Annotated in this window: 19 protein-coding genes, 1 tRNA gene and 2 pseudogenes; 12 read left to right on the top strand and 10 right to left on the bottom strand. The window is 54.1% G+C overall.

Annotation, left to right across the window (positions count from 1 at the left end):
- Nucleotides 1-25: 25 nt before the first annotated feature.
- Nucleotides 26-529, bottom strand: a complete 504-nt coding sequence (gene msrC / locus RDY34_RS05610; protein ID WP_308074507.1) for a free L-methionine (R)-S-oxide reductase MsrC — start codon at nt 527-529, stop codon at nt 26-28.
- Between the two features lie 183 nt (nt 530-712).
- On the opposite strand from msrC, the gene tpiA reads away from it, so the two are divergent.
- From tpiA to RDY34_RS05590, 4 genes are all read left to right on the top strand, one after another.
- Nucleotides 713-1,486, top strand: a complete 774-nt coding sequence (gene tpiA, locus RDY34_RS05605; RefSeq protein ID WP_003752859.1) for a triose-phosphate isomerase — start codon at nt 713-715, stop codon at nt 1,484-1,486.
- 6 nt (nt 1,487-1,492) lie between these two features.
- Complete coding sequence (secG, locus tag RDY34_RS05600; protein WP_003708304.1) at nt 1,493-1,855, top strand: preprotein translocase subunit SecG; 363 nt, start codon at nt 1,493-1,495, stop codon at nt 1,853-1,855.
- Between the two features lie 13 nt (nt 1,856-1,868).
- A tRNA-Leu gene (locus tag RDY34_RS05595) sits at nt 1,869-1,954 on the top strand.
- A gap of 99 nt (nt 1,955-2,053) precedes the next feature.
- Nucleotides 2,054-2,377 (top strand): propanediol utilization protein, encoded by a 324-nt coding sequence (locus RDY34_RS05590; protein ID WP_308074506.1) that lies wholly within the window; start codon nt 2,054-2,056, stop codon nt 2,375-2,377.
- A gap of 269 nt (nt 2,378-2,646) precedes the next feature.
- Here the strand turns inward: RDY34_RS05590 and RDY34_RS05585 are convergent, their stop codons facing one another.
- The 5 genes and pseudogenes from RDY34_RS05585 to leuS form a co-directional block, all read right to left on the bottom strand.
- On the bottom strand, nt 2,647-3,381 hold the full coding sequence (locus tag RDY34_RS05585) for a M48 family metallopeptidase (protein ID WP_003712641.1): 735 nt from the start codon (nt 3,379-3,381) through the stop codon (nt 2,647-2,649).
- 236 nt (nt 3,382-3,617) lie between these two features.
- Nucleotides 3,618-3,728: pseudogene (locus RDY34_RS05580) on the bottom strand (leucyl-tRNA synthetase); the annotation flags it as partial.
- Nucleotides 3,729-3,741: 13 nt separating this feature from the next.
- A pseudogene (locus tag RDY34_RS05575) lies at nt 3,742-3,918 on the bottom strand (DNA adenine methylase); the annotation flags it as partial.
- Complete coding sequence (locus tag RDY34_RS05570; protein WP_003712643.1) at nt 3,882-4,673, bottom strand: DpnI domain-containing protein; 792 nt, start codon at nt 4,671-4,673, stop codon at nt 3,882-3,884. The gene RDY34_RS05570 and the pseudogene RDY34_RS05575, both read right to left, overlap by 37 nt.
- Nucleotides 4,674-4,809: 136 nt before the next feature.
- Entirely contained in the window at nt 4,810-7,440 is a 2,631-nt protein-coding gene (gene leuS, locus RDY34_RS05565; protein WP_308074517.1) for a leucine--tRNA ligase, read from the bottom strand.
- 272 nt (nt 7,441-7,712) lie between these two features.
- On the opposite strand from leuS, the gene RDY34_RS05560 reads away from it, so the two are divergent.
- The 4 genes from RDY34_RS05560 (at nt 7,713) to RDY34_RS05545 (ending at nt 11,198) form a co-directional block, all read left to right on the top strand.
- A complete protein-coding gene (locus tag RDY34_RS05560; protein WP_308073831.1) occupies nt 7,713-8,228 on the top strand; it encodes an outer membrane protein assembly factor BamE in 516 nt (171 codons plus the stop codon).
- Nucleotides 8,229-8,234: 6 nt separating this feature from the next.
- Nucleotides 8,235-8,678: a hypothetical protein gene (locus tag RDY34_RS05555; RefSeq protein WP_003751571.1), complete on the top strand. Its 444-nt coding sequence runs from the start codon at nt 8,235-8,237 to the stop codon at nt 8,676-8,678.
- Nucleotides 8,679-8,846: 168 nt separating this feature from the next.
- A complete protein-coding gene (gene ppk1, locus RDY34_RS05550; protein WP_025456747.1) occupies nt 8,847-10,904 on the top strand; it encodes a polyphosphate kinase 1 in 2,058 nt (685 codons plus the stop codon).
- 24 nt (nt 10,905-10,928) lie between these two features.
- Nucleotides 10,929-11,198 carry a hypothetical protein gene (locus RDY34_RS05545; protein ID WP_081456195.1) on the top strand — a complete coding sequence of 90 codons (270 nt, stop codon included), beginning with the start codon at nt 10,929-10,931 and terminating at the stop codon, nt 11,196-11,198.
- Here the strand turns inward: RDY34_RS05545 and dnaN are convergent.
- Together dnaN and dnaA are read right to left on the bottom strand one after the other, a co-directional pair.
- Complete coding sequence (gene dnaN, locus RDY34_RS05540; RefSeq protein ID WP_003751565.1) at nt 11,167-12,270, bottom strand: DNA polymerase III subunit beta; 1,104 nt, start codon at nt 12,268-12,270, stop codon at nt 11,167-11,169. The two genes, RDY34_RS05545 and dnaN, sit on opposite strands and share 32 nt — an antisense overlap.
- Before the next feature lie 79 nt (nt 12,271-12,349).
- A complete protein-coding gene (dnaA, locus tag RDY34_RS05535; RefSeq protein WP_003751562.1) occupies nt 12,350-13,906 on the bottom strand; it encodes a chromosomal replication initiator protein DnaA in 1,557 nt (518 codons plus the stop codon).
- 291 nt (nt 13,907-14,197) lie between these two features.
- Between dnaA and rpmH the strand changes: the two genes are divergently transcribed.
- From rpmH to yidC, 4 genes are all read left to right on the top strand, one after another.
- Entirely contained in the window at nt 14,198-14,332 is a 135-nt protein-coding gene (gene rpmH, locus RDY34_RS05530; protein WP_002214728.1) for a 50S ribosomal protein L34, read from the top strand.
- A gap of 2 nt (nt 14,333-14,334) precedes the next feature.
- On the top strand, nt 14,335-14,700 hold the full coding sequence (rnpA, locus tag RDY34_RS05525) for a ribonuclease P protein component (RefSeq protein ID WP_308073835.1): 366 nt from the start codon (nt 14,335-14,337) through the stop codon (nt 14,698-14,700).
- Between the two features lie 49 nt (nt 14,701-14,749).
- On the top strand, nt 14,750-14,971 hold the full coding sequence (gene yidD, locus RDY34_RS05520; RefSeq protein WP_003676181.1) for a membrane protein insertion efficiency factor YidD: 222 nt from the start codon (nt 14,750-14,752) through the stop codon (nt 14,969-14,971).
- A 171-nt stretch (nt 14,972-15,142) separates the two neighbouring features.
- A complete protein-coding gene (gene yidC, locus RDY34_RS05515) occupies nt 15,143-16,789 on the top strand; it encodes a membrane protein insertase YidC (RefSeq protein ID WP_308030714.1) in 1,647 nt (548 codons plus the stop codon).
- 80 nt (nt 16,790-16,869) lie between these two features.
- On the opposite strand, the gene RDY34_RS05510 is transcribed toward yidC, so the two are convergent.
- Nucleotides 16,870-17,580, bottom strand: a complete 711-nt coding sequence (locus RDY34_RS05510) for an SAM-dependent methyltransferase (RefSeq protein ID WP_115178344.1) — start codon at nt 17,578-17,580, stop codon at nt 16,870-16,872.
- Nucleotides 17,581-17,642: 62 nt separating this feature from the next.
- The coding region (locus tag RDY34_RS05505) for a Maf family protein (protein WP_308184480.1) at nt 17,643-18,007 on the bottom strand (365 nt) is incomplete at its 5' end.

Here is an 18,007-nt window from a genome sequence, read left to right as displayed (position 1 = left end):
CGCGCCGCCCGCCCCTTTCCATCACTCAAGCCGCCTGACGCGAAGCCTCAAACCGCTTCTCCAAAATCTTCGCCAGTTCGCCCAAATACAAAGCATCTGTCTCATCAAACTGCGCCAAATGTTCGCTGTCCGCGTCCAACACGCCGATACAGCGGCCGTCTGAAAACAGCGGCACGACAATCTCCGAACGCGACAAAGACGAACAGGCAATATGGTCGGGATGCGCGTTGACATCCCCGACGACCACCGTCTCTCCCTTCGCCCAAGCCTGACCGCACACCCCGCGACCGAACGGAATCCGCGTACACGCCAAAGGCCCCTGAAACGGTGTCAAAACCAATTCGTCCGAACGCGTATCGACCAAATAAAAACCCACCCAAAACCAACCGAACGCCTCCTTCAAAACCGCCGCCGTGTTCGCCAAATTCGCCACCCAATCCGCCTCGTCCGCCACCACAGACTCAATCTGCGGCAACACCTCCCGATAAAGCGCGGCCTTGTCCGAAGCCGAAAAATGAAGCGCGTGCATCACATCTCCTATATTTGCATACATATCAGGCGACCATTATAAAACAACCTGCCCGAAACAACATTCCAAACCGCCCCCGCAGCCGCCCGCCCCAAGTTGCGAACCCGCCGCATATCCACTAAACTTCACATTGCAACGCGCCACACGCGGCAGACAGAAAAAACACGACACGGAGCAAAAAAGATGTATCACCAAATCGGAATGTGGGATCAAAAATGGGTCATCGGCAACTGGAAAATGAACGGCCGGCTCCAAAACAACAACGCACTGATGCACCGCTTCCGCATCCTCCCCACCGCCGAACGCGTCCTCATCGGACTCGCCGCCCCGACCGTTTACCTGCTGCAACTGCACAACGCCATGCAAATCGTCTTAAACAACCGCATCCTTACCTGCGCCCAAGACGTGAGCCGCTTCCCCAACAACGGCGCGTACACCGGCGAAGTGTCCGCCGAAATGCTCGCCGACACCGGCACAGACATCGTCCTCATCGGTCACTCCGAACGCAGCCTTTATTTCGGCGAAAAAAACGAAATCCAACGCCGCAAAATGGAAAACGTCCTTAACGTCGGACTCATCCCATTATTGTGCGTCGGCGAAAGCCTCGAAGAGCGCGAAGCCGGCAAAGAACACGAAGTCATCGCCCATCAGCTTTCCATCCTGCAAGGACTGGACACCAAAAACATCGCCGTCGCCTACGAACCCGTCTGGGCGATCGGCACCGGCAAAGTCGCCACCGTCGAACAGATTGCCGACATGCACGCATTCATCTACAAAGAAATCTTGTCTTTGTGCGGAAGCGATGTTAAAATCCGCGTCCTTTACGGCGGAAGTGTGAAGGCGGACAACGCGGCCGACATCTTCGCAGTGCCTTATGTGGACGGCGCACTCGTCGGCGGCGCATCATTGTCATACGACTCCTTTACCGCCATCATCAGTGCCGCACAAAATGCGTAGAGAAATATGGAAGCCTTCAAAACCCTTATTTGGATTATTAATATCATTTCCGCCTTGGCCGTCATCGTGTTAGTATTGCTCCAACACGGCAAAGGCGCGGATGCAGGCGCGACCTTCGGATCGGGAAGCGGCAGCGCGCAAGGCGTTTTCGGCTCTGCCGGCAACGCCAACTTCCTCAGCCGTTCGACCGCCGTTGCAGCAACATTTTTCTTTGCAAGCTGTATGGCTATGGTGTATATTCACACCCACACGACAAAACACGGTTTGGACTTCAGTAACGTACAACAAACCAAGCAGGCACCTAAGCCCGCCGCTCCCGCTGAAAACCAACCCGCACCTGCTGCCCCCGCTCCTCAGCAGCAGAAATAACAGTTTTTCAAATGCCGACATGGTGAAATTGGTAGACACGCTATCTTGAGGGGGTAGTGGCCGTAGGCTGTGCGAGTTCAAATCTCGCTGTCGGCACCAACATACAAAAACGCTTAGAAATTCTAGGCGTTTTTTTTCGTTTAACAATCCGTCTCACTGGCAGAAACACGCATCATTAAAGAATCTGTCTGAAGCCGGTTGGACGACTTTATCGGACAATACGCCGATTCCGTACGCTTTACCGAATGGAGCATCAAAGACACCGCCATTATTCCGGCAGGCGGCAAAGGCAAAGGACACGCAGGCTATAAAGTGCAGGTTGGCGGCAATGACGAGTTTTACATCTTGCCGATAGTGTTTAAGGAAGAAATCGCCCAATCGTTCCCGCTTAATACCGTATGTAGGGTGCTGACGGAAAAAGGACGCTTGAAGCCGTCCAAAAACGGGGATCAGCACCAAATCAAAGTGAACAAGAAGCCGATACGGCATTATGTGGTTATTGAGAAATTAGAATTTGATTGATACAGAGAGCCGCCGATAATGGCGGCTTTTTTATTATACCGCGCAAAAACTGCCGAAACGACCGCCTAAAAAGGGGCGCGAAACCCGAAACATCCCCGGTCGCAAGGCACGGGGATTTTTTGCGCCCGTTGCAAGAGGGGATTGGATTTAAGCGGCGCAGGCTTGAAGGCAAAACGGGCGGGGCTCAGAACTGTTTAAATGCCGTCTGAATCTCAAACGGATTCAGACGGCATTTTGGAACAACGGCTCAAATTCTCGATCCCCTTCCCTTAACGCCGACGGTTTTTATTAACGCGCCCCTTATTTCTGACACTTTGCTCATAAACCGGCATAACGGTCGGTAACAACCGTTTTAGATTTTCTATACGGGCATTGTTTGTCGGATGAGTAGAGGTAATAGCAGAAATAAAGCCGTTTTGGTCGTTTTCCTGATTCATTTTTTCCCAAACCCTGACAGCGGCCGCCGGATGATAGCCTGCCTGCGCCATCAACATCATTCCCCCCTCATCGGCTTCTTCTTCCAAGCTGCGGCTATAAGGCAAGGTAATGCCGTACTCCCCCAAAATATCCATACCCAATCCGACCAATTCCGGATTAGTGTCCGGTTTTTTGTCTAATATAATCTGAGTGCCTATCTGCGCCGCCATATTAGTCAAGATTTTCTGCCCGACCTTATTTTTACCGTGTTCATGCAGGGCGTGCGTCATTTCATGCCCCATAATGGCGGCAATTTCGCCATCGGTCAGCTTAAGTTTATCGACTATCCCCGTATAAAACGCCATTTTCCCGCCGGGCATTGCCCACGCGTTCAGCTCATCGTTTTTGAAAACCGTCATTTTCCAGTCAAACTTATGGCCGGTATTATTTGCCGCATCGGCATAAGGCAACATACGTCGAAATACTGCCTGCACCCTACGGGCTGTTTTGGATGTAGTATCGACATTGCCGGCAGACTTGTACAACTCAACCGTTTTCATATAATCTTCGGCAGCCGCAGCATTCATTGTGGCGGAATCCTGACCGTAAACATCGGCAACGACCGTACAAGCCCCCAATACCGAGATTACTGCCGACAGGCAGAGTATCCGTTTAAAGGAAGGAAGGAAGGAAGGAAGGAAGGAAGGAAGGAAATTTCATATTTAGGTTTACTCCTTAAAAAATTAAATTTCAAAAAATGCCGTCTGAATCCAAAACGGATTTCGGACGGCATCTTAACATTGTTTAATGTTTTTAAAAAGATTTACACCACGATGTTCGCCAGTCTGCCCGGTACGGCGATGATTTTCTTGGCAGGCTTGCCGTCTATGAATTTCACCGCGCCTTCAGCGGCGTATTCGGCAGCTTCTTCAGCCGGTTTGTCGAAATCACGCATAAATTGCCAATAATTCTCCAACTTTTTTACGGCTGCTGCTGCCTTTTGCGGCAATATTGCGCTGAACTTCAACTGTTTTCAGAATAGCAAAAGAATAAATATCCCTTGTGAATTCAGTATCATGATTTGAAATTAAAACGCCTTGGGAGTCGGACGCAATTTGTCGATTTTTTTGTAAAGTCCGCGACCAATGAATTCGATCGTATTTTGGTCGCGCAAAATTTGCAACTGTTGGCGGATTTTGTCTCTGATATGGTTGTTTTGGGGAAATTGGATGGATAGTTTGTTTCCAAATCCATACATTTGCGACAATGTGAATTCTTCGGGGAGTTGGTCGATACATTTCATAACAGCCAAAAGCCAGCCTTTGCGCTCCGCATTTTGGTTGCGTAAAAACAAATTGGATTGCCATTTTTTCAGAACGGTTTCGGGTTCGATAATGCGGGAATTGTCTATTAAGAATATTTTGCCGCTTTCAGGCAAAGGGGCGAGATTGATGGAACACATAATGTGGTTCGGCCGGTTTTTAATGCCTTTATTTCTGGGAATAATCATATCCGGCGTGATGAAATGTTTGGGTACAAGCACCAATTGCCGTATGGAGTAATCCGCTTTTTTATATGCAAGAAAGAAAAAGTTGGGGTTGGTATCTGACCGGATGCGCTCCAACATGGTGTGATATGCACCGTCAGGCACACTGTTACCTATGGTTTTTTGATTTTTACTCTTTAATTCATATTGCTCGTGGCAATTTGGGCAAAAGAGGTCTGCAACAGGTTTGTTATTGGCAAATCTCTGCATCGGCTTGCTTCCGCAACAGGGGCAGTAGCCGTTTTTTTCCAACCAAGCCTCGCTCATTACACGGATTTTGTGGGTTGCTTCATTTTGTTGCTTTCCCAATTCAGTATCGAAAAATAAATTCATGTTTTGGATTTTGAGATTTCAGTTATTCGGGGTTCGTCATGCAGACAACCCAATCTGCCTTAAAAAGGCCGTCTGAAAACCCTGTTTCCCAGTTTTCAGACGGCCTTTATCCGTATGGCTAAACCTTAAAAGCGGTTTAGACAACAATATTCACCAAGCGTCCGGGCACGACGATGATTTTCTTCGCGGGCCTGCCTTCCATGAATTTCACCGCGCCTTCGGTGGCGAGTGCGGCGGCTTCGAGGTCGGCTTTGGATGCGTCGGCGGCGACGGTGATTTTGCCGCGCAGTTTGCCGTTGACTTGAACCATGACTTCGATTTCGGATTTGACCAATGCGGCTTCGTCGACTGTCGGCCAGCCTGCTTCCCACAGTTTCGCGCCGTTCAATTCGCTCCACAGGGTTTCGCAGATGTGCGGCACGATGGGCCACAACAGGCGTACGGCGGCTTCCAATACTTCTTGGGCGACGGCGCGGCCTTGTTCGCCGCCGGTGTCGGTTTTGTCGTATTGGTTGAGCAATTCCATCACGGCGGCGATGGCGGTGTTGAACTGCTGGCGGCGGCCGTAGTCGTCGCTGACTTTGGCGATGGTGGAATGCAGTTTGTGGCGCAGGTCTTTGAGTTCTTTAGACAAACCGTCTTGGCTGCCTGCAAACGCTTTGACCGCGCCGCCTTGTTTCAGGTATTCGTAAACGGTACGCCACAGGCGGCGCAGGAAGCGGTGCGCGCCTTCGACACCGCTGTCGCTCCATTCGAGGGATTGCTCGGGCGGTGCGGCAAACATCATGAACAGGCGGGCGGTGTCCGCGCCGTAGGCGTTAATCAGCTCTTGCGGATCGACGCCGTTGTTTTTGGACTTGGACATTTTTTCCGTGCCGCTGATGACGACGGGCAGTCCGTCGGCTTTGAGGACGGCGGAAACGGGGCGACCTTTGTCGTCAAAAGTCAGCTCGACATCGGCAGGGTTGATCCAGTCTTTGCCGCCTTTGTCGTTTTCGCGGTAGTAGGTTTCGCAAACGACCATACCTTGCGTCAGCAGGCGTTCGAACGGTTCGCCAACATTGACCAAACCTTCGTCGCGCATCAGTTTGGTGAAGAAACGCGCGTACAGGAGGTGCAAAATGGCGTGTTCGATACCGCCGATGTATTGGTCGACCGCGCCCCAGTATTTCGCGGCTTCCGCCGATACCATGCCGTCTGAAAACTTGGGCGACATATAGCGGAAGAAATACCAGCTCGATTCCATGAAGGTGTCCATGGTGTCTGTTTCGCGTTTCGCCGCGCCGCCGCAGCACGGGCAGGCAGTTTCGTAAAACTCGGGCATTTTTGCCAGCGGCGAACCCATACCGTCAGGTACGACGTTTTCGGGCAGAACGACGGGCAGTTGGTCGGCAGGGACGGGTACGTCGCCGCATTGTTCGCAATGGACGATGGGAATCGGGCAGCCCCAGTAGCGTTGGCGGGAAATGCCCCAGTCGCGCAGGCGGTATTGGGTTTTCGGTTCGCCCGCGCTTTGGCTTTGCAGCTTGGCGGCAACGGCATCGAATGCCGTCTGAAAATCCAAGCCGTCCAAGTCGCCGCTGTTGACCAATACGCCGTTTTCTTTGTCGCCGTACCATTCTTGCCATCGGTTTGCGTCGAATGTGTTGTCGCCGACGGCAATGACTTGTTTTTTCGGCAGATTGTATTTAGTGGCGAACTCGAAATCGCGTTCGTCGTGCGCCGGAACCGCCATCACCGCGCCGTCGCCGTAGCCCCACAATACATAGTTGGCAATCCACACTTCCAGCTTGTCGCCGTTGAGCGGGTTGACGACGTAGCGGCCGGTCGGCACACCTTTTTTCTCCATCGTCGCCATATCGGCTTCGGCAACCGAGCCGGCTTTGCATTCGGCGATAAATGCCTGCAATTCGGGTTTGTCGGCCGCTGCGGCGGCTGCCAGCGGATGCTCGGCGGCAACGGCGATATAAGTCGCACCCATCAGCGTGTCGGGGCGGGTGGTATAAACTTGCAGGAATTTCGCGTAATCGCCTTCCAAGCCTTGTTTGCTGTCGTCTGAAACGGCGAAGCGCACGGTCATACCGCGAGATTTGCCGATCCAGTTGCGCTGCATGGTTTTGACTTGTTCCGGCCAGTGTTCCAGTTTGTCCAAGTCGTTGAGCAGCTCTTCGGCGTAATCGGTGATTTTGAAGTAATACATCGGGATTTCGCGTTTTTCGATCAATGCGCCGGAACGCCAGCCGCGTCCGTCGATGACTTGCTCGTTGGCAAGGACGGTTTGGTCGACCGGATCCCAGTTTACCGTGCCGTTTTTGCGATAAACGATGCCTTTTTCAAACAGCTTGGTAAACAGCCATTGTTCCCAGCGGTAGTATTCGGGTTTGCAGGTTGCGGTTTCGCGTTCCCAGTCAATCGCAAAACCTAGGCTTTTGAGCTGGGTTTTCATATATTCGATGTTGTCGTAGGTCCAAGCGGCGGGGGCGACGTTGTGTTTCATCGCCGCGTTTTCCGCCGGCATACCGAACGCGTCCCAACCCATAGGCTGCATGACGTTGAAGCCGTTTAAGCGTTTGAAGCGGCTCAATACGTCGCCGATGGTGTAGTTGCGCACGTGCCCCATATGCAGCTTGCCGCTGGGATAGGGGAACATAGAGAGGCAGTAGTATTTGGGTTTGGAAGCGTCTTCGGAGACGTTGAAAATACGGGCATCATCCCATTTTTTCTGCGCCGCAGGCTCAATGGCGGCGGGCCGGTATTGTTCTTGCATAGTCATTCTGTTTTCGCTTAAAAACGTTGGAAAAATAAAGTCGGCATCAATTATAACAGGTTGCCGGAAGCGGCGAATCGGCAGATTGCCGGCAGGAGGCGGGCGGCACGGCAAACCCTTCGCCCCGTATGCCGCACAAATACGCCGAACCTGCTGATACGCCCGTTGTTTTATGCTACCATTAAAAATCAAAATCAAATATTTAAAACCATCCTGAAGCGGCTCTTCCGAACAAAAGGCAGACGGGCATCGGGTAAAAAAGGATTCTGCATATGAAAATCAAACAAATCGTCAAACCGGGCCTGGCAGTATTGGCGGCGGGCATCCTGTCTGCCTGCGCGGTCAAAAGCAACGTCAAAGCCGACGGCACGACCGACAATCCGGTCTTCCCTAAACCCTATTCCGTAACGTTCGACAACAAGCGCGGCACATTCCCGACTTATGACGAACTGAATCAGATGCGCCCCGGCCTGACCAAAGACGACATCTACAAAATCCTGGGCCGCCCGCATTACGACGAAGGTATGTACGGCGTGCGCGAATGGGATTACCTGTTCCACTTCCACACCCCCGGCGTAGGTATCGACCCTGAAAACACTTCCGGCGTGGAAGATGTTACTACCTGCCAATACAAAGTGATTTTCGATAAAGACAAATTTGCCCGCAGCTTCTACTGGAACCCCGTCTTCCCGAAAGATGCCGCCTGCCCGCCGCCAGCACCCAAAGCCGAGCCGCAAGTCATCATCCGCGAAATCGTGCCGGCAAAACCGAAACGTATCCGCCAATAAGCCGCTATGCCGCCCCGCCTGCTTTCAGGGATATTGTGCTGCCTGCTGACGGCTGCCCCCGTATTCGCACAGGGGCAGCCGGATGCGGTCAATGCCTATATCCAAAAGAAAAAAGTCATCGTCGACACATCCAAAGCGGAACTCTGTTTTGCCGATGACCATCAGTGCCATCCCGTCCTTATCGGTGTTGCCACGCCCAAGGGGACGTTCGGGCTGACGCTGAACAGTACCGACAAGCCCGGATACGGCGGCGAAGTCATCGGTTTCAAGCAGGAGGGCGATTTTCTTTTCGCCCTGCACCGCGTTTGGAATCAGATACCGTCGGAAAGGCGGAACGAACGCATCGCCTCCCCGTCCGTGTCCGACAGGATTATGACCAACGGCTGCATCAACGTCAGCGATGCGGTGTACGAAAAACTGCGTCATTATTTTGTGTTGGAAGTGATTTGAAACAGACGGATACCGCACGCGCCGGTATCCGTTTTCACATTGCCCCGATGCCTGAAACAGACCGTCCGCCACGTCATGCCGTCTGAAACCGGCGCAGATGCCGCCAAGCCTTCAGACGGCATTGTCCGCCCGCTCCGGCCGGACAACAACCATCTTTGGGAGAGCCTTATGCCCGAACAAAACCGCATCCTCTGCCGCGAACTGAGCCTGCTGGCATTCAACCGCCGCGTGTTGGCGCAGGCGGAAGACAGAAACGTCCCCCTTTTGGAACGTCTGCGCTTCCTGTGCATCGTGTCGTCCAATCTTGACGAATTTTTTGAAGTCCGCATGGCGTGGCTCAAACGTGAAAACAAGCTGCACCCCCGGCGCAGGCTGGACAACGGCAAAATGCTGTCTGAAACCATCGCCGACGTTACCGAAGCGGCGCGCTCCCTGATACGGCACCAGTACGACCTGTTCAACAACGTCCTTCAGCCCGAGCTGGCGCGGGAAGGCATCCATTTTTACCGCCGCCGCAACTGGACGGGCACGCAGAAAAAGTGGATCGAAGACTATTTCGACCGCGAACTGCTGCCGATTCTGACCCCCATCGGCCTTGACCCCTCCCACCCGTTCCCACGCCCGCTGAACAAATCGCTGAACTTTGCCGTAGAACTCGACGGCACAGACGCATTCGGCAGACCTTCGGGTATGGCGATTGTCCAGGCACCGCGCATCCTGCCGCGCGTTGTTCCCCTGCCGTCCGAACTGTGTGGCGGCGGACACGGCTTCGTCTTCCTGTCGTCCATCCTGCACACCCACGTCGGCAAACTCTTCCCGGGCATGAACGTCAAAGGCTGCCACCAATTCCGCCTCACCCGCGACAGCGATTTGAACGTCGATGAAGAAGACGTACAAAACCTCCGCGCCTCCATTCAAAACGAACTGCACGACCGCGAATACGGCGACGGCGTGCGGCTCGAAGTTGCCGACACCTGTCCCGCCTACATCCGCGACTTTCTGCTCGCGCAATTCAAACTGACCGCCGCCGAACTCTATCAGGTCAAAGGCCCTGTCAACCTCGTGCGCCTCAACGCCGTCCCCGACCTAGTCAACCGCCCCGATTTGAAATTCCCACCGCACACGCCGGGCCGTCTGAAAGCCTTGGGCAAAACCGCGTCCATATTCGATTTGGTGCGCCAATCGCCCATCCTGCTGCACCACCCCTACCAATCCTTCGACCCCGTTGTCGAAATGATGCGCGAAGCCGCCGCCGACCCCGCCGTGCTTGCCGTCAAAATGACGATTTACCGCACCGGCACGCGCTCCGAACTCGTCCGCGCCCTGATGAAGGCGGCACTCGCCGGCAAACAAGTAACCGTCGTCGTCGAACTGATGGCGCGTTTTGACGAAGCCAACAACGTCAACTGGGCGAAGCAGCTCGAAGAGGCGGGCGCGCACGTCGTGTACGGCGTGTTCGGCTACAAAGTCCACGCCAAGATGGCACTGATCATCCGCCGCGAAGACGGCGTACTCAAGCGTTACGCCCACCTCGGCACGGGTAACTACCACCAAGGCACATCGCGCATCTACACCGACTTCGGCCTCATCACAGCCGACGAACAAATCACCGCCGATGTGAACACATTGTTTATGGAAATCACAGGCTTGGGCAAACCCGGGCGGCTGAACAAACTCTACCAAAGTCCGTTTACCCTGCACAAAATGGTTATCGACCGCATCGCTCGCGAAACCGAACACGCAAAAGTCGGCAAACCGGCGCGGATTACCGCCAAGATGAATTCGCTCATTGAACCGACCGTCATCGAAGCCCTGTATCGGGCAAGCGCGGCAGGCGTGCAAATCGATTTGATTGTGCGCGGTATGTGCACCTTGCGCCCGGGTGTAAAAGGCTTGTCCGAAAACATCCGCGTCCGCTCCATCGTCGGCAGGCAGCTCGAACATGCGCGCGTGTATTGCTTCCACAACAACGGCGCGGACGATACCTTTATCTCCAGCGCGGATTGGATGGGGCGCAACTTCTTCCGCCGCATCGAAACCGCCGCGCCGATTGCTGCGCCCGAACTCAAAAAACGCGTCATCCGCGAAGGTTTGGAGATGGCACTGGCAGACAATACGCACGCGTGGCTGATGCAGCCCGACGGCGGCTATATCCGCGCCGCGCCTGCCGAAGGCGAGTCCGAAGCCGATCTGCAAAACGATTTGTGGGCACTGCTCGGAAGATGACCCGCACCGTCCCGATCAAAAACCATGCCGTCTGAAACCTTTCCGTTTCAGACGGCATGGTTTTACAGCAATCCAAACAGGGCGAACTGGAATCAAAAACACACCTTCGCCATTCCCGCACAAGCACTTCCCCTATACACTCCCAACCCCAATCCGCCGCATTCCAGACGACATTGCCTTTCCGACAGCCGAACAAAACCCCGAATCCGTCTGCACGGTTCGGGGCATATCTCCAATACGGGCATCGTGCTCCGGAAAACCGTCAAATCCGCATCGGCATCACAATATATTTGAAATTCGGATTGTTCGGCACGGTAAACAGCGTCGAGCGGTTGGCATCGCCGAAGGCAAGCTGCATATCGTCGGAATGGATGTTGCGCAACACGTCCATCAGATAGCCGATATTGAAACCGACTTCCAATTCCCCGCCCTGATAGGCGATTTCGATTTCTTCGCGCGCTTCTTCCTGCTCGTTGTTGCTGCACACGACGCTCAACAGGCCGGGTTGCAGGAACAGGCGCGCGCCACGGAATTTTTCGTTGGCAAGAATGGACACACGTTCCAGCGCGCCCAAAAGTTCGGCACGGGACAAAACGAAAATCTTGTCGTTGTCCAAAGGAATCACGCGGTTGAAATCGGGGAATTTGCCGTCGATGACCTTGCTGACGATGGTCGTGCCGTTGCATTGGAAACGCACCTGTTTGTCCAGCAGCTCGATTTGAATCGGATCGTCGGGGTTGTTCAACAGTTTGAACAGTTCCAGCACCGTTTTGCGCGGCAAAATCACTTCGGCGCGCGGCAAATCCGCATCAATCGCGCAGGCTGCATAGGCAAGGCGGTGTCCGTCGGTCGCCACAAGGCGCAACTGGCTGCCCTCAACCTGCATCAGCAGACCGTTGAGATAATAGCGGATGTCCTGCACCGCCATGCTGTACTGCACTTGCGACAGCATGGTTTTGAAACGCTCCTGCTCCAGCGAGAAAGTCGCGCTGATGTCCTCGCCGACATTCATCATCGGAAAATCGGCGGCAGGCAGGGTCTGCAGGGCAAAACGCGATTTGCCCGCTTTCAGCATCAGACGGCTGTCGTCCCAATCCAGCGACACCAGCGCACCGGCAGGCAGTGCCCGTAAAATATCCTGAAATTTCTTGGCATTGGTGGTGATGCGGAAGTCGCCCGCGCCGCCCTCGGGACCCGCAGTGTCGATTTGGATTTCCAAATCGGTTGCCAAGAGTTTGGTCTGACCGCCTTTTCCCTCAATCAGGACGTTGGACAGGATGGGCAGGGTGTGGCGGCGTTCGACGATGCCGGTAACGGCTTGCAGCGGCTTGAGCAGGCTGTCGCGCTCGGCTTGTAAAATCAACATTTTCGCTCCTTAAATCGGTTGGATTTCTTACCCTTCGGACGGCATGGGCAATATCATGCCGTCTGAAAGGCGTGTCCGGTCAGTTTTGAATCAGAATCAGCAGTTTCTCGTAATCCTGCGCCAACTCGGGGTCTTCCTCGCGCAGTTTCGCCACCGCCCTGATGCCGTGCATGACGGTCGTATGGTCGCGTCCGCCGAACGAGTCGCCGATAGACGGCAGGCTCAAAGTGGTCAGTTCTTTGGTCAGGCTCATGGCAACCTGACGCGGACGGGCAATGTTGCGCGTGCGTTTTTTGCCGAGTACGTCGCTGATTTTGATGCGGTAATATTTCGCCACCGCATCGATGATGATGTCGGCGGTAATGACTTTGTGCTTCTCGGCAATAATGTCCTGCAAAGCGGTACGCGCCAAATCGATGTCGATGACGGGACGATTCATAAAGCGGCTGCTCGCTCCGACGCGGTTGAACGCGCCTTCAAGCTCACGCACGTTGGAACGGATCAGATTGGCAATGAACAGCGCGGCTTCGTCTTCGATACTGATGCCCGCCGCTTCCGCCTTTTTCTGCAAAATGGCGATACGCATTTCCAATTCGGGCGGCTCGAGCTCCAAAGTCAGTCCCCATGAAAAACGGGATTTGAGGCGGTCGTCCATACCTTCGATTTTGGCGGGTAAAACATCGCAAGTGAGGATGAGCTGTTTTTTCTCGTTGTGGAAATGGTTGTACAGATAGAAAAATTCTTCCATCGTACGGTCTTTGCCTTTGATGAACTGGATGTCGTCGATAATCAGCAGGTCGTATTGCTTGTATTGCTGCTTGAACACGTCGTAGGTATTGTTGCGAACCGCCTTCATAAAGCTGCGGATATAGTCGTCCGAATGCATATAGCGCACTTTGGCATCGGGACGGTTTTTCAAAAGCTCGTTGCCGACCGCCTGCACAAGGTGGGTTTTGCCCAAACCCGTGCTGCCGTACAGGAAAAACGGGTTGTAGCTCTGCCCCGGGCTTTCCGCAATCGCCTGCGCCGCAGCCGCCGCAAGGCGGTTGCCCTTGCCTTCGACCAATGTGTCGAACGTATAGTCCGGCGACAGATTGGTCTGCTCGTAACGCGCCTCTTCCGCATCGCGCTGTGCATCCGTCCGTGCTTTGGCAACTGCCGCCGATTCCGGTCGGGAAGCAGACCCGGCAGCCTGACGCGGCTCGTGCGGCAGGTTTTTCATACGTTCTGCCAAAATATCCGCCGCCGTTTTCGACACAGCGGGTTTGACAGGCTCTTCAGACTGCAGCTCGTCCAACAGAACCTCCTGCACGGGCATTCCCTCCGACACCGCGTGCAAGGACGGCTCGGCAGGTTCGACAGCACCTTCAACCGCCGCCATCTCATAACGTACGCCTTCTCCCGGTTTGAATACGAAGGCGGAACGGCCGGCAGCCAACTCTTCCCTCACCGCTTCTATTTTTCCGGCAAACTGGCTCTTGAGCATATTGCAGGCAAACTGATTCTTGCCGTACACCACCCATACGCCACCCTCCTCACCGACGGTAAGGGGCGCAATCCATTGCGCAAACTGCCCCGGAGGCAACATATCGTGAAGACGGCGGAGGCACAGCGGCCAAAACTCTGCTAGTGTCATAGATAAGCTCGAATCGGTAAAAATGAAATCGAAAACAAAGAAAATATAATATTTTCAAAAAGAAAACAAATCTGTTGAACACACATCGGTTCAAAATGCAGCGAACCGATTATACCGACTCGCCGATATTTTATCCACAACCCGTGCAAAAATTTATCCACAGAAAGGCGGCAGAAATCCGCAGGTAATCGGGCAATCCTCCGGCAAAGTTTCTATATTGATTGACAAAAGCAGCAAATTAGAGTGTAATTCACGGTTTAATTATCTACCCATTCTATTTTAGGAAACATCATGAAACGCACTTATCAACCTTCCGTTACCAAACGCAAACGCACCCACGGCTTCCTGGTGCGCTCCAAAACACGCGGCGGCCGCGCAGTATTGGCTGCACGCCGCGCCAAAGGCCGCAAACGCCTGGCGGTATAATTTTGGACTACCGCTTCGGAAGGCAGTACCGCTTGTTAAAAACGGATGATTTTTCATCCGTTTTTGCATTCAGGAAACGCCGCAGCCGAGACCTTCTGCAAGTCTCCCGTTCAGACGGCAACGGACTGGGGCACCCCCGCCTCGGGCTGGTCGTCGGTAAAAAAACAGCCAAACGGGCCAACGAACGGAATTACATGAAACGCGTTATCCGCGACTGGTTCAGATTAAATAAAAACAAGCTGCCGCCGCAAGATTTCGTTGTCCGCGCCCATCAGAAATTCGGCAGGGACGCTGCGGCACAGGCACGGGAAGAGCTGGCGCAGCTCATGCTGGGCGGTTCGGATCCAAACTACAAAAAACAGGCATAAATCGGGCGATACGGCATGCGCCGGCGGGTTTACACATAAGGCATCCTCCATGAACTTTCTGTTATCCAAACTGCTGCTGGTTCTGATAAGGTTCTACCAATACTGCATCAGCCCGCTGATTCCGCCCCGCTGCCGCTATACGCCGACCTGTTCGCAATACGCGGTGGAAGCCGTGAAAAAATACGGCGCATTCAAAGGCGGGCTGCTTGCAGCAAAGCGCATCGCCCGATGCCACCCCCTCGGCGGACACGGACACGACCCCGTCCCCTGAACCGCCCCGCCGCCCGAACTGCACGCTTTCCTTTTATTTCCCATCGGTTTCTATATAATGCCGTCTGAAACTTCGGGCAGGCGGCACGACCGCCGGGTATAAAGCCTGCCGTAATCCCCCGCCTATCGGAACCCGCGTACTGCGGCGTTTCCGACCATTCAGGAAACTCTTATGGATTTTAAAAGACTCACCGCGTTCTTCGCCATCGCGCTGGCGATTATGATCGGCTGGGAAAAAATGTTCCCCGCCCCCCAAACCGCGCCCGCGCCCGGACAGGCCGCACAGCAACAGCGGCAAACCGTCGCAACCGCTTCCGCCGAAGCCGCACTCGCCTCCGCAACGCCGATTACCGTAACGACCGATGCGGTTCAAGCCGTCATTGATGAAAAAAGCGGCGACCTGCGCCGGCTGACCCTGCTCAAATACAAAGCAACCGGCGACGAACACAAACCCTTCGTCCTATTTGGCGACGGCAAAGAATACACCTACGTCGCCCAATCCGAGCTTTTGGACGCACAAGGCAACAACGTTCTGAAAGGCATCGGCTTTACCGCTCCGCAAAAACAATACAGCCTCAACGGCGACAAAGTCGAAGTCCGCCTGAGTGCGCCCGAAACAAACGGACTGAAAATCGACAAAGTTTATACTTTTACCAAAGGCAGCTACTTGGTTAACGTCCGCTTCGACATTGCCAACACCGGCGGCAAGCCCGCCAACCTGAGCGCGGACTACCGCATCGTCCGCGACCGCAGCCAACCCGAAGGCCAAGGCTACTTCACCCGTTCCTACCTCGGCCCGGTGGTTTACACCCCTGAAGGCGGCTTCCAAAAAGTCAGCTTCTCCGATTTGGACGACGATGCCAAATCCGGCAAATCCGAAGCCGAATACATCCGCAAAACCCCGACCGGTTGGCTCGGTATGATCGAACACCACTTTATGTCCGCTTGGATTTTGCAGCCTAAAGGCGGACAAAGCGTTTGCGCCGCAGGCGAATGCGGCATCGACATCAAACGCCGCAACGACAAGCTGTACAGCGCAAGCGTCGGCGTGCCTTTAGCCGCCATCCCGGCCGGCGCGAAAGCCGAAACCGCCGTCAACCTGTATGCCGGCCCGCAAACCACTTCCGTCATCGCCGGCATCGCCGACAAACTGCAACTGGCAAAAGACTACGGCAAAGTACACTGGTTCGCCTCCCCACTCTTCTGGCTCTTGAACCAACTGCACAACATCATCGGCAACTGGGGCTGGGCAATCATCGTTTTGACCATCATCGTCAAAGCCGTACTGTACCCATTGACCAACGCCTCTTACCGCTCTATGGCGAAAATGCGCGCCGCCGCACCCAAGCTGCAAGCCATCAAAGAGAAATACGGCGACGACCGTATGGCGCAGCAACAAGCGATGATGCAGCTTTACAAAGACGAAAAAATCAATCCGCTGGGCGGCTGTCTGCCTATGCTGTTGCAAATCCCCGTATTCATCGGCTTGTACTGGGCATTGTTCGCCTCCGTAGAATTGCGCCAGGCACCTTGGCTGGGCTGGATTACCGACCTCAGCCGTTCCGACCCCTACTACATCCTGCCCATCATTATGGCGGCAACGATGTTCGCCCAAACCTATCTGAACCCGCCGCCGACCGACCCGATGCAGGCGAAAATGATGAAAATCATGCCTTTGATTTTCTCCGTTATGTTCTTCTTCTTCCCTGCCGGTCTGGTATTGTACTGGGTGGTCAACAACCTCCTAACCATCGCCCAGCAATGGCACATCAACCGCAGCATCGAAAAACAACGCGCCCAAGGCGAAGTCGTTTCCTAAATGCCGCAGCATGAAAAATGCCGTCTGAAACCTGTTCAGACGGCATTTTTATTGTTCACCCCCTATTAGGGCGGAAATCTTCAACCCGCATACATCACAAAAATCGTCGGACGTTTTTTCAAATTCGGCATTTCTTTCCTTTTCCGCCACTGCGCGATTGTCCGGCTGATGATTTCCTGTGTCGGCAAGGTCAAATCCGCAGCTACACACAAGCGCGTTTCAGGATGCAGGTTTTCCACCGCATCGGCAAGCAGCGCATCATTGCGGTAAGGCGTTTCAATAAAAATCTGCGTCTCACCGCACTGCCGCGAACGTTGCTCCAAAGCCTTCAAACTCTGAATGCGCTCATTTTTTTCAGACGGCAGATAACCCTTAAACGCAAAGTTCTGCCCGTTCGCGCCCGAAGCCATCAGCGCCAGCAGCAGGCTGGACGGCCCGACCAGCGGACGCACTTCAAAACCGTGTTTATGCGCCAATGCCACCAAATTCGCGCCCGGATCAGCCACAGCCGGGCAACCCGCCTCACTGACAATGCCCATACTGCGCCCTTCCTGCAAAGGTTTCAGCAATTCCGGTAAAGCCTTCAAATCCGTGTGTTCATTCAATGTTTGCAGATTCAGCTCGCGGATGGGTGCAGTTACGCCCAAATGTTTCAAATGCGCGCGCGCCGTTTTTTCCGCCTCTACGACAAAATCCGTCAGTCCGACAACCGCCTGTTGTTCGTGCGGCAACAGGCACGGCGTGTCAGGCGTACCCAAAGGCGTAGGAATCAAATACAAAACAGCAGCCATCACTCCCCCCACTCATCGGTTAAAAATGCCGTCTGAACCCTTCAGACGGCATAAACGGACGATTACAAAACATCCACGCCCTCATTTTTCAAGAAATCGACCAGACGGAAAACCGGCAAACCGATTAAAGCATTCGGATCAGTACTCTCAATCCGTTCGATCAACAATGCACCCAAATCCTCACTCTTCAACGCACACGAGCAATAAACCGCATCAGGCTCGCGCTCCAAATAGCGGAGGATGTGCAGCTCGTCCAACTGCCTCATCACGACCACCGTCTTATCGATATGCCGCTGCATCGTGCCCGTAACCGTATTCAACAGCACGACCGCGCTGTAAAACTCAATCTCCCTGCCGCTCAAATGCATCAACATCTTTTGCGCGTTGGCAAGGTTCATCGGCTTGCCCCACTGCCTGCCGTCGCACC

It is taken from the genome of Neisseria polysaccharea, from assembly GCF_963392925.1.
GTDB classification, from domain to species: Bacteria; Pseudomonadota; Gammaproteobacteria; order Burkholderiales; family Neisseriaceae; genus Neisseria; species Neisseria polysaccharea.
The sequence above is the reverse complement of the archived record's forward strand: the minus strand, read 5'-3'. Positions and strand labels throughout refer to the sequence as shown.